We start from the raw sequence: 12,501 nt of genomic DNA on the forward strand, positions 1-12,501 counted from the left end.
ATGGATTTTGAATTTATTCGCCCTGCCCTACTTTGGTTATTAATTCCCGCGCTGATTATTTTTAGTGTGCTGTTGGTACGCAACAAAAAAAGCGCCCCTGCTGATTTAATTGCGCCCCATTTGGCGCAGTTTGTAATGAGCGACAATCATAAAAAACAAAGCCAACCGCTTTGGCTAGTTGCTGTATTTACTCTTTTAGCCATCGTTTTTGCAGCAGGTCCAAGCTTTGAAAAGAAACAAGTTCCGGTGTTTCAAGCAAAGAATGCGCGGGTCATTGTGATGGATATGTCGTACTCCATGTTCAGTACCGACATCGCACCAAGCCGATTAGTGCAGGCTAGATTTAAAGCACTTGATATGATTGAGCTTTTCAAAGAAGGTGATACGGCATTAGTGGCTTATGCAGGCTCTGCATTTACTATTTCACCGCTAACTAATGACGCTAGCACGTTGGCTAACCTTATCCCAAGCCTAAGCCCTGATATCATGCCGAGCAAAGGTTCGAATGTTATTGAAGGCCTAGAAAAAGCCGACGATTTACTAAAACAAGCTGGCTATTTAGATGGTGATATTATTTTAGTCACCGATGGGGTTGATAGCCTAGATCAAGAAGATATTAGCCGCTTTACCTCTCAGTCTAGTTATCGTTTAAATGTCTATGGCGTCGGCACAGAGCAAGGTGCGCCGATTAAGCTACCAGAAGGTGGCTTTTTAAAAGATATGCAAGGACAGATTGTTATTCCGACGCTTAATGTTAGCCGCTTAAGTTCGCTTGCGCGCAACAGCGGTGGCAAATTCGCACTGTATCAAACCAGTAATCAGGATATTCAAACATTTGCCCCCACTGCCAATGCAGAAGTACTCAAAGATGAGAAACAAAGCCAAGCATTATGGCGAGTTGATGCCGGTATTTACGGCCTGATTATTTTATTGCCGTTAGCGCTCTTTTTAATTCGCCGTAGCAGCCTAGTGCTTGGCTTTTTGTTTGTTATGCTCCTACCTCAGCAACAGGTTTACGCCGCTGAATTACCAGACGTATTTAAAAACCAAGACCAACGTGCTCTTAATGCCTATCAGCAAAATCAATTTGAACAAGCCGCCCAAGCACAAAACGCACAACTTAAAGGCGCCGCTCTTTATCAGCAAGGTAATTACCAAGCTGCTATGGATGCGTTTAGTGAAGATAAATCTGCAACGGGTTTGTATAACTACGGAAATGCCCTTGCTAAGGCCGGTGAGCTAGAGCAAGCCATAGAAGCGTATAAGCAAGCCCAACAACTTAAAAATGACTTCACTGAGGCAAAAGAAAACCAAGCCCTCGTAGAACAGCTATTGCAGCAGCAAGAGCAACAACAGCAGCAACAAGATCAACAGCAAAACAATGATCAACAAAACTCTGATGGCCAGCAAGATAACCAGCAAAAGCAACAGGGTGAAAATTCACAGCAAGGTGAAAACTCTGAGCAGAGTGAGCAGCAAGATGGCCAACAACCGTCAGAGCAAGGTGAGCAATCAGATCAAAAAGGTGAGCAAAGCGAGTCTAATAGTGACCAGCAAAACAAACCTGAAATGGAATCTGAAAAAGACACGTCGTCACAATCTGGAGAACAACAGCCAGAGCAAGCTCCCGAGCAACAAGAGGCCCAGCCACAGCCATCGCAAAGCGATGAACAAGCTAAACAGCAAGCAGAGCAACAGGCTATGCAAGCACAAGCTGCTGAACTGACCAATGAAGAGAAAGAAAAAGCCCAGCAACTTAACCAGCTGCTGCGTAAAGTTCCCGATGATCCAGCGATCTTATTAAGAAATAAAATGCAATTAGAAGCACAAAAACGAAACTACCAACGTCGTCCACGAGGAGCCGAAAAATCATGGTAATGCGATTATTATGTTGTTTATTGCTAATCGCGGCAGCGCCGCTTTGGGCTGCCACCCAGCTACAGGCAAGTGTTGATAAAAACCCTGTCCTTGCTGGTGAGTTTTTTGTTTTAACCATCTCAGCAGACGACTCTATTAACAGCGAACAACCAGACACTTCGGTGCTATTAAAAGACTTTGTTGTTGGGCCAACCAGTGTTAGCTCGCGCACTAATATTATTAATGGTGAAATCAGTAAGCAAACTAACTGGTCTGTAAAGCTGATGACCCGCAAAGAAGGCACTTATACCATCCCTGCCTTTACTGTTGCCGGTGTCAGTTCAAAACCGATTGAGCTAACGGTAGCTAAGCGCAGTCAAACCTCAGAACAAAATAAAGAAGCCTTCATTAAAACAAGCATCAAGCCAACTAGCTTATACGTGCAAGAAGCCGGTGTTTATACGGTTAAATTGTATTTAGACAACAACAAAGAATTGCTGGATGGCAACTTAACTACGCCAGAAATGGAAAACGCTGAGCTAACCCCAATTAACAAACAATCTGAAGACTATGAGTTAATTGATGGCAAACGCTATTTAGTGATCACCCGTGAGTACTTAGTGCAGCCACAAAAAAGTGGCGTAAATACTATTACGGCACCTGTGTTCAATGGCCGTATTCGTCAAAACTATCGCCAAATGGCTGTCTCAGCGATGGGCGAAGATGTTGATGTTGAAATCAAGCCAATCCCAGATAACTACACAGGTGCATGGCTACCAAGCGAACTGGTTAACCTTGATGAGCAATGGCAACCAAAAGACGACACCGTTGAAGTTGGCACCCCTATCACTCGCACCATTACTTTAACTGCATTGGGGGTTACTAAAGAGCAACTTCCTGATATCGATATGCCACAGGTGCAAGGCTTTAGAAGCTACCCTGATGAAAAAGAGAGTAACCATCTGGTACGTGATGGCCGTGTTATTTCTCAGCAAACAGCTTCTTATGCTTTATTACCGCAAACACCGGGCACTTACACATTGCCTGAAATAAAGCTGCCTTGGTTTAATACTAAAATCAATCGTATTAGCTATGCGACCATACCTGCTCGTACATTAACAGTTGTGCCAAGTACAAACCCACTCACACCAACAGCTCCTGCTATCGCAGAGCCGCAAACCGCAAGCTCTAATGAGCTGGGTGATACGCCAACTAATATGCAAACGGTCACAAAAGTAACGACCCCTATGTGGCTTATTATCGTGGCAGTGGTCGGCTATGGACTTTGGCTAATCACCTTAGTGCTTTACTTTAAAAAGCGTCCTCAGCAACCGACAGCTGAGCCATTACCTACCAGTGGTTCATCAGCATCGTTAAATGAGCTTAAGCAGTTTGCAAAACAAAACAATAACTCTGGGTTTTATAACGCATTAAACCACTACGCAAAACAACAGACTGGTAAAAATGCTGCGGCCATCGAATGTTTACTAGCATCACTCAAAAACACACAACTTAATGATGAAATTGCTAAATTACGCACTAAACTTTATAGTTCAGCAGATGAACAGGTTGATTTAAGTTTAATCGTCAGCTTGCTAAGCCAAGCCGCAAAGCAAACTAAATCAACATGTAATGACACTGAATTAAAGAATCTTTATGATTAACTATTAACATAAATAGTTGAAAATAAACGGCTAATCTTGAGTTAGCCGTTTTTTTAAGAAAAAAATAATAATCTCAGAAAGTTTTTTTCTGATAGGCAGGTCTTAGTTACTATGACAGAAAAACAAAAGCGATATGAAGCGCTGGTTCATGTCTACCACAGTGAGCTTTTTCGCTTTGCGTATTGGTTGTGTCGTGATCAGAACATTGCTGAAGACTTAGTGCAGGAAACCTTCCTGAGGGCTTGGCGTGCCTTGGATTCACTGCAAGACCAACAAGCAGTTAAACCTTGGCTGTTGACTATTTTGCGCCGCGAGAATGCACGCCGTTTTGAACGTAAACAATTTGATTACGCCGATGTTGAAAACGACACCCTTGTAGATGAACAAAGTTCAACCCTTGATGCTGAAATGGAACAAACAGTGATTCAACGACAAATAGGAAAGTTATCACAAGAATATCGAGAACCATTGCTGCTGCAAGTGGTAATGGGTTGCTCTGGCGATGAAATCGCCGAGATCCTCGATTTAAATAAAAATACTGTCATGACACGACTTTTTCGTGCCAGAAACCAGCTTAAAGAGGCTTTAAGCAGTGATGATGACCAACTTAGAGGAGCATCAAATTAATGGATGAACTCGAGTTTCGCCGCCGCATCCTCGCCGAGCCAAGCACTATTGATAAGGAACTTGAAGCGTTTGCCGAGCAGGACACAGATAAACAGGCGTTTATTGATGATGTACGTGCCTTTGACGATGAACTAAGCAAAGCACTTAACATCCCCGTGCCTGAAAATTTAGCACAGCGAATTATTGATAATACATATAGTTCTGAAGCAGAAAGCGCTGAGCAACCGCTAGACACCATTGTTGAGGCTAAGTCACGCTTTGCCTTTAATCGACTGTATTTAGCCGCTGCAGCGTCATTTTTAGTGGCAATTAGTGTGTTCTTTGTCAGTAACAAACAACATACGTTATACAGTGTGGGTGAGCATGCCTTTGCGCATCTTTACCATGAAATTGGCTCGCTAGATAAACATGAAGCAATAGATCTTGCTTCGGTAAACGAAAAGTTTGCCACCATTGGCGGTCACTTAGATGAGCTACCAGGTAAAGTAACCTATTTAATGTTTTGTGATTTTCAGGGTAAAAAAGGCCTACACTTGGTATTTGAGTCAGATTTTGGCCCAATGACGGTATTCATTGTGCCTTCTGACGAGCAACCATTTGGCACCGGCTCTGATGATTTCAATGATGAGCGTTTCGCAGGCCACATCAACCGAGGCGATCGGGCTGATACCATCTTAATCGCGAGTATTGGTGCGCCACTTGATAGCTACAATAACATGATCAATGACGCCATTCGCTGGCTGCACTAATACCTACTCGTAGTAACACATATTACAGGCATAAAAAAACCGCAGTCACTGCGGTTTTTTTTTCGCTATAAAGCAAGTTACTTACAAACGTCTGCTACTGCATTTGCAAAGTAATCAATGTTTGCATCACTGATACCAGCAACGTTTACACGGCTAGAACCAACAATGTAGATTGAGTACTCTTTTTGTAAGCGCTCGATTTGCTCTTTATTAATACCTAGAAATGAGAACATACCATTTTGACGGTCAATAAATGAGAAGTCTTGCTCAATGCCTTTCGCAGCTAAGCTTTCTTTGATTAATGTACGCAAGCCATTAATGCGATTACGCATTTCATCAAGCTCGTCATGCCACATTTGCGTCAGCTCAGTGCTACCTAAAATCGTGCTAACAATATCAGCACCATGCGCAGGCGGCATTGAATAGATGCTACGTACAACGCTTAATAATACAGAGTTAGAGATATCAGCAGTTGCTGCATCTTTAGCAATAATTGAACATGCACCAATACGCTCGCGGTATAAACCGAAGTTTTTCGAACAAGAAGAACAGATGATTAGCTCATCTACCGCTGCTGCTAATTTACGAAGACCCGCTGCGTCTTCTTCAAGGCTTGAACCAAAACCTTGGTAAGCAATATCAACCAGTGGCGTGAAACCAACTTCAGCAGCAAGATCTGCAACTGTGCTCCATTGCTCAGCATTTAAATCCATACCGCTTGGGTTGTGACAACATGCGTGGAATAACACAACATCACCTTTAGGCACTTGCTTAAGGGTATTAATCATGTCATCAAATAAAAGGTCTTTATTTTCGTAATCATAGTAAGGGTATTCTTTTACTGTTAAGCCCGCCGCTTCAAATAAGCTGATGTGGTTTGCCCACGTTGGCGTAGTTACCCATACAGTCGCATCTTTGTTGCAACGCTTGATGAATTCAGCTGCAACACGTAATGCACCTGTACCACCTGGTGCTTGTGCCGTGCGAACACGATTAGCTAAAAGTGCTGGATGCTCACCCAGTAATAAGTTTTCCATTTTTTGGCAGTAATCTAGGTTACCTGCCAAGCCAATGTACGATTTACTGGTTTCGTTTTCTAAACGAAACGCTTCCGCTTTTTTAACCGCTTTTAATACAGGCGTATTGCCTTGCTCATCCTTATAAACACCTACACCCAAATCGATTTTCTTTGGGTTTGTATCTTGTTTAAAGGCCGCCATTAGGCCAAGAATAGGATCTGTTGGTAATGGTTTTAATTCTGAGAACATTGACTATCTCTTTTTATAGGGGTTAGCGTTGCCACTAGCTTAACATAAAAACCCAGCCTGATTACTAGTTAAATTAGACCAAGAGTTGAGGAATTTTAATACAACAAGCCACAAGTAATGCAAGGGTTTGCTGATCAAAGAAATCATTATTAAATGCTTCCGCATCTATAATACCTAAGCATTCATTTTTGTCTGATAACAGCGGTAGACAGGTCTCTGCTTTCACTTTAGGGTCGCAAGTATAATACTCTCCACCTTGTGCAAGGTAATCGGCTACGTTATTGATCACACGCCCTTGCTTAGAAAGCGCAACTTGAACATTGTTACTGCCTTTAGCAAACGCTTCAGTTAGCGGGAATAATGGACGGCTCGGTGCACCATGATAAACCAGCTTTAATAACTGAGAACCTTCTTCAGTATTGGTCGCTTGGTAAATACCAAACCAATCAACGTGAGTCTGGGCAACGACAAAATCGATGATTTGCTGAAGCTTGGCCAGCTTTTCAGTATTGGTAGCATCCTCTGCAACATAGTCGTTTAATTTGAATGGTTCATCTTGTAAGTAACCAAATAAACTACACGCACCACCCTCGCCTAGCTCAGGAATTTGGTATTCCCAGCGCACTGCAGGTAAAGCTGACTGTGCAAGGTAATGTTCAAGGTTTGATAATTGATCAACAACCAAGCTTTCTGGTAAATCAAGTTGAGCAGTCGATAAGTAGTTAGAAATCATTTAGCCATCCAAACATCTATAATGCCGAGATGATAACATGCGATTTTACTGTGAGCTAGTACTGCTTGCTGTTAATTGATAATAAATTTCGACCTGATTGCCAGCACTATTAAATGTGACGCCAGTCGCAATTTCGCTCAGCAAACATAAACCTCTGCCATGCTCTCGCACTAAGTTTTGTTGCTCAGAATCTTGTTTGTTAAATCCATGTCCCGAGTCACAAATTGTAAAATACAAAGCATACTCTTCAGGGCTATAGCGGATATCAATGATAATTAATGCATCGGTTAAATTAGCTAATGCTTTTTCTCGTTGTTGATAATAAATTAAAAAACCATCGTCATGATTTTTCACATCAGAGTCTAGTCCTAAAACACCATGATCAAGCGCATTATTATAAGCCTCAGATAAGATAAGAAAAATATTGGCTCGGTGAGCGTTTAAACCTGGTACCCGACTGATTACATTAACAACCTCTAAAACAGGATCAGTGCTTTTAATCTGCTTTGAATTTAAGCTTAAAGAGAAGTTAAATGGCAATTCAGAATAAGGTTCTACCATTTGTTCAGGTTCAGGCACCGGCAAACAATTTAACAACACTAAACTTAAATCGTCTTGCTGCTCGTTACCTTGTGCAAAACGCTTAACTCTTTCGAGCACTTGATGACAGGAAATGTTATCTCTAGAGGCAAGCACATCTTTAAACCGTTTTTCTCCAAAATAAACTTCTCTTGGATTAATCGTTTCAATAATTCCGTCAGTCGCCATAACGATTCGTGATGTAGTTTCAACCTCTGTATGGATCAAAGCGCGTTCAAATTCATCATCCTCTAAAATTCCCAACGCCATATGTTGAGATTCTAATGTACGAATTATATTTCCCTGCTGATCGATGATATAGGTGTCTGGCAGGCCACCTAACCATGCAGAAACACTTTTACCTGTATTGCTAAGCTCTAGAATAGTTGCCGCACAAAACATATGCCCAGGTAATAACTTCGCCAATACTGAGTTAATCTCAGCTGCAATGTCACTTACCGACATGCCCTTACTTACCATCGTATAAAAGACTCTAGATGCCGGTAATGCACCAACAGCAGCAGCTAAGCCATGACCAGTAAAGTCTCCTAGCATACAATACAAGCTGCCAATTGGACTTTGCCCAACCAAAAACATGTCGCCATTAAACATAGCGGCAGGCGATAAATGAAAATCTAAATGGGTAGGGAATGACTGTTGGTTTTCAAGCGCGTTATTAAAAATGTGCTCGACAATTTCATGCTCACGTTCAACTTGATTTTGATGGTACTCAAGTTGTAAATTCTGCTCTCTTGCTTTTTGACTTAGGTTGCGAATGCGGCTGTGTGCTTTAATTTTCGCATTTAAGATTACCTCTTGGAATGGCTTGTGTAAAAAGTCATCCCCACCGACCGCTAAGCAGCGTTCAAAACTTGCTTCGTCTTCTAAAGAGGTTATAAAAATAATAGGTAAGTAAACTTGGCTGTAGCGCTCTTTTATAATTGCAGCTGTTTCAAAGCCGTCCATTACTGGCATAATGACATCAAGCAGTACGATGTCTATCTTTTGCTCGTCAAGAAGACTTAAAGCAACAAGTCCATTTTCGGCAGTGAAAACTCGGTAGCCTTGTTGCTCTAACATCACAGTTAATAAACGACGATTTAGCTCTAAATCATCGACTACCAATATATTAAGCATCAATCGATATCAAATTTTTTATCAAAACGAGATATTTGTAAGATTTTCTTTAATTGAGGCTGACAGTTACTTATTTGTATTGTATCAACTTTGCCCGTTAGGTTTTTTTTCATATTGAGCAACATACCTAATGCTGAACTGTCCATATAATCAGTTTCTCTAAGGTCAATAACGACTTTATTGATATTGCTGTTTAAGTCGGCGTATGCCTGACGAAAAGATTGCACCAAATTAAAATCAAACTTTCCTTTTATCTGTACGGTTAAAATAGCGCCATCAGCAGATGTACTGCGCGTCAAACTCATAATAAACTCCTATTTAACAAATCTTTCCGAAGACTTATCTAAATATAACTGCTTAGAACAAATAAGCCAAAAAATAAAACACTTAGGATTAAATTTGTTATCATTTATCTAAGCTTCTACAACGAGATCCACTATGAGCGAAAATAATCTAGTTTACTCAACTTCTACAGGGCGCATTGAACAACCCAAAGAAAGCAAACCTGCACAAAGTAAAATGTTTAAAGATGGTTTTTTACGAATCGAACGCCAAACAAAAGGACGCAAAGGTAAAGGTGTGATGTTAGTGGTTGGTATTGATAGCCAACAACATGACTTAAAAAAATTAGCCAAAACCATTAAAAGTAAGATGGGTCAAGGCGGTGCAGTAAAAGAGGGTATCATCGAAGTTCAAGGTGATGACAGAGATAAGCTAAAAGCGATTCTCGAAGCGCTGAAATTCAAAGTAAAAATAGCAGGGGGTTAACATCCCCCCTACTTTATTAATCATTCTTGATTAAATCTAGTGACTGTAAATGCTCATATAACTTAGGTAATTCAGCCTCACTCACAGGCGGACTGAAGTAATACCCTTGCACAACAAAGCAGTTATTATTTTGTAAAAACTCAATTTGCTCTTTAGTTTCGACCCCTTCAGCAACAACGTTAAGCTTAAGTTTTTGTGCCATTGCGATAATCGCAGCAGTGATCTCCATATCATTACTGTCTTCAGGGATATCTTTCACAAAAGAGCGGTCAACTTTTAAAATATCGACTGGGAAGCGTTTCAAATAACTCAGTGACGAGTATCCGGTACCAAAATCATCAATTGAAATTGAAACGCCAAGTGCTTTTAGTTGATGCAGTTGTAAGATCGCCGCCTCAACATGTCCCATTAACATACTTTCAGTCAATTCTAAGTGAATGCGTTTTGGTTCAACACCTGTTTGCTTGATGATTTTATCAAGCGTCGACACCAAATTAGCATCTTTAAATTGACGTGCTGATAAGTTGATTGAAATATTATTTTTTAAGTCTTGGCTTGCTAAACGTGCAGCAAACTCACACGCTTCTTGCAATATCCACGCTCCAAGCTCAACAATCAAACCTGTAGCTTCAGCAATAGGAATGAATTTAGTTGGCGGTATCATGCCTTCATTTGGATGGAACCACCGTATGAGTGCTTCATAGCCAACAACTTGATTCCTGCGACAATCTACTTGTGGCTGATAGTAAACCTGGAACTGCCCCTCACGAATACCTGTACGTAACTCATTTTCAATAAACAAGCGTTCATTGGCAGCAGCATTAAGCTCTTGGCTATAAAAGTGGTAAGTATTACGCCCTTTCGCTTTTGCTTCATACATAGCAAGGTCAGCATGCTTCAGTAGCTGATCTTCCTCTTGGCTATCAAATGGTGCCATCGTGATACCAATACTGGCACTAATTATCACTTCATTGTTACCTAGTTTGATAGGCTCATTAAGAGTACGTTGAATGGTATTCGCCACTTCCATGGCGTGAGTTTGATGCTCAATACCACTTAACAGGACTGCGAACTCATCACCACCTAAACGTGCAATGGTATCTTCGGTGCGTAAACGCTTTTTCAAACGATTAGCAACTTCAACCAATAACTGATCGCCCGCATCGTGACCTAGCGTATCGTTGATACGTTTAAATTCATCTAAGTCAAAGTAAAATAAAGCAAATGCATAATGACCACGTTCAGCAAGTGCCATAGACTTGCGTAGCTGCATTCTAAAGAAAGTTCGGTTTGCAAGCCCTGTTAATGTATCAAAATAGGCAAGCTGTTCCATTTTTCGCTGACTTTCTTTCACAAACGAAATATCTTGAGCTGAAGCCACGTAACTGGTGATTTCCCCCCCTTCTTCGCGGATTGGAGAAATACTCAATGAAACCCATACAGATTGACGCTCATTACCCTGTAATAAAGTATCTCCTCGCCAATAGTTACGGCTACGTAGGTCGATATCAATATCGTCAACTAAAATCGCCATTTCTTGAGAGATAATATTCATCAATGGTGAGCCAATAAAGTGGCGTTCCTCGAAACCCGTCATCTCAACCATTTTCGGGTTCACGTATTTGATTTCAAAGTCTTGATTAGTGATCACAACGCCTGTACCTGAGAAGGCAACTGCTTTGGATAATCGGTTCGCTGCTTTTTCAGCTATTTCTTTTTCGCTAATGCGCTGATTTAAACCATCGATTAATTTACGAATTTCTATTGCCATGTCTCTAAAAGAGCCATTAAGCGTGCCTATTTCGTCTTTGTTCACTTTAGGAAATTCAGTTTGAAATTGCCCTTTGCCAAAACTAACAACCGCATTTACCAAAGAGTGAATACGACGCAGTACTAATTGATAAAGTGCTTGATGCAATAACAAAGCAACTAAAATAGCGTACAGGATAAACAAGCCAAAGAACTTTACTTTTAGCTCTTCAAGCGCAGAAAGTGCCGACGAGCGCTTTTTATAAATACCAATATACCAATTAAGGTTCTCGACTTTGCGGATATTGATAATATGGGTTTCACCATCTTGTACAAATGAATTTGCAGACTCTGGTAATTTTAAGCGAATGGTTTCAGACACTAATTTTTGTAGATCAGGATTAACAAAATCTTCAGTCAGCAACTTTTTACCTTCACGGCCATATTGCTCAAGCGTTGTTTTATCTAAATCAGGATGAGCTAAGAGCTGACCTTTCGCATCAAAGACTAATAAATGTTGCTCACGATCGCCAATAGGCAGCTGTGCCAATAAGGTTTCAAGAGCAATATCACTACCAGTGACACCAAAAAATTCGTTATCAAGATAGATTGGCACAAGCACGCTTACTACCCACTTATGCCAAATAGTATCGTAATACACCTTTGACCATACAGCTTCTCGGCTCGGGTTTGTTGCAGCTTGTGCGTAATTAAATGTCTCGCCTTTGGTAAAGTCAAAATCGCCCGGTACATTGAGCGCCCAATTAGGTGGAGCAATACGTATAAAGTTATCTTTAGTGATTAAATAAAAATTAAAAAAGTCTTGGATAAGCGTTGGTGAGACAATTTTCCATAGCGATTCAGAATCGTTAATCAGCTGCTTATAAAAATTAGAGTACTGGTCTTGTGGAATAAATGAAGCTGATAAACCATCCTCAGAAGTGCTGCGAATACTGCCATCAACTGCAAACTTTATATCTGCGCTGCGGTTATTTTGTAGATGTGACTCATTATGCAGTAGCTGACTACTAACGACATTGTTAGCTTGCTCTGCAATATTTATTTTGGTGTTAATTAAGCGATTGAATTGACGACTCAAGCGTTCACTCGAATGCTTTAAAAGTTCGTGCTCTTCAAAAACAAGCTGTTTTTCTTCTGATTTAAGCATTAAAGCTGCAGCGCAAATACCTGCAATTAAACAAATAGCAGAGATTAACAGCGACAATTTCATACTTAATGAATTCACCCCAAACCGGGATGGCGGTCGTCGATACACCACAGGACTACCTTATTAATAATTGTTATTATTTATTATGCAAAAACAAATATACCAGATTCATTTTTAGATTTATAAATTTTTTATGAAGATT

Annotated in this window: 9 protein-coding genes and 1 pseudogene; 5 read left to right on the top strand and 5 right to left on the bottom strand. The window is 40.7% G+C overall.

The window, feature by feature from the left end; translation table 11 throughout:
* The 4 genes and pseudogenes from JIG37_RS09215 (at position 1) to JIG37_RS09230 (ending at position 4,897) form a co-directional block, all read left to right on the top strand.
* Complete coding sequence (locus tag JIG37_RS09215; protein ID WP_199529231.1) at positions 1-1,878, top strand: VWA domain-containing protein; 1,878 nt, start codon at positions 1-3, stop codon at positions 1,876-1,878.
* Complete coding sequence (locus JIG37_RS09220; RefSeq protein ID WP_194442551.1) at positions 1,872-3,521, top strand: BatD family protein; 1,650 nt, start codon at positions 1,872-1,874, stop codon at positions 3,519-3,521. Before JIG37_RS09215 ends, JIG37_RS09220 begins: the two co-directional genes overlap by 7 nt.
* A gap of 78 nt (positions 3,522-3,599) precedes the next feature.
* Positions 3,600-4,148 (top strand): annotated as a pseudogene (locus JIG37_RS09225) (sigma-70 family RNA polymerase sigma factor); the annotation flags it as partial.
* Positions 4,148-4,897, top strand: a complete 750-nt coding sequence (locus tag JIG37_RS09230) for a DUF3379 family protein (RefSeq protein ID WP_138599020.1) — start codon at positions 4,148-4,150, stop codon at positions 4,895-4,897. The pseudogene JIG37_RS09225 and the gene JIG37_RS09230, both read left to right, overlap by 1 nt.
* Positions 4,898-4,974: 77 nt before the next feature.
* Here the strand turns inward: JIG37_RS09230 and JIG37_RS09235 are convergent, their stop codons facing one another.
* The 4 genes from JIG37_RS09235 to JIG37_RS09250 all read right to left on the bottom strand — a co-directional run bounded on the left by JIG37_RS09235 (position 4,975) and on the right by JIG37_RS09250 (position 8,919).
* Positions 4,975-6,165, bottom strand: coding sequence for an amino acid aminotransferase (locus JIG37_RS09235; RefSeq protein ID WP_199529232.1), 1,191 nt, complete (start codon positions 6,163-6,165; stop codon positions 4,975-4,977).
* A gap of 73 nt (positions 6,166-6,238) precedes the next feature.
* A complete protein-coding gene (locus JIG37_RS09240) occupies positions 6,239-6,898 on the bottom strand; it encodes a GAF domain-containing protein (protein ID WP_166341668.1) in 660 nt (219 codons plus the stop codon).
* A gap of 45 nt (positions 6,899-6,943) precedes the next feature.
* The gene (locus tag JIG37_RS09245; protein ID WP_054553229.1) at positions 6,944-8,614 is read right to left on the bottom strand and encodes a fused response regulator/phosphatase; all 1,671 of its coding nucleotides are present in this window, start codon (positions 8,612-8,614) and stop codon (positions 6,944-6,946) included.
* A complete protein-coding gene (locus JIG37_RS09250) occupies positions 8,614-8,919 on the bottom strand; it encodes an STAS domain-containing protein (RefSeq protein ID WP_054553230.1) in 306 nt (101 codons plus the stop codon). The genes JIG37_RS09245 and JIG37_RS09250 overlap by 1 nt, the downstream gene beginning before the upstream one ends.
* Before the next feature lie 133 nt (positions 8,920-9,052).
* Between JIG37_RS09250 and JIG37_RS09255 the strand changes: the two genes are divergently transcribed.
* Positions 9,053-9,382 (top strand): translation initiation factor, encoded by a 330-nt coding sequence (locus JIG37_RS09255; protein ID WP_054553231.1) that lies wholly within the window; start codon positions 9,053-9,055, stop codon positions 9,380-9,382.
* A 16-nt stretch (positions 9,383-9,398) separates the two neighbouring features.
* Here the strand turns inward: JIG37_RS09255 and JIG37_RS09260 are convergent, their stop codons facing one another.
* Positions 9,399-12,410, bottom strand: a complete 3,012-nt coding sequence (locus JIG37_RS09260) for an EAL domain-containing protein (protein ID WP_138599023.1) — start codon at positions 12,408-12,410, stop codon at positions 9,399-9,401.
* Positions 12,411-12,501 lie beyond the last annotated feature (91 nt).

The organism is Pseudoalteromonas sp. bablab_jr010, assembly GCF_016464105.1.
Taxonomy (GTDB): domain Bacteria; phylum Pseudomonadota; class Gammaproteobacteria; order Enterobacterales; family Alteromonadaceae; genus Pseudoalteromonas; species Pseudoalteromonas simplex.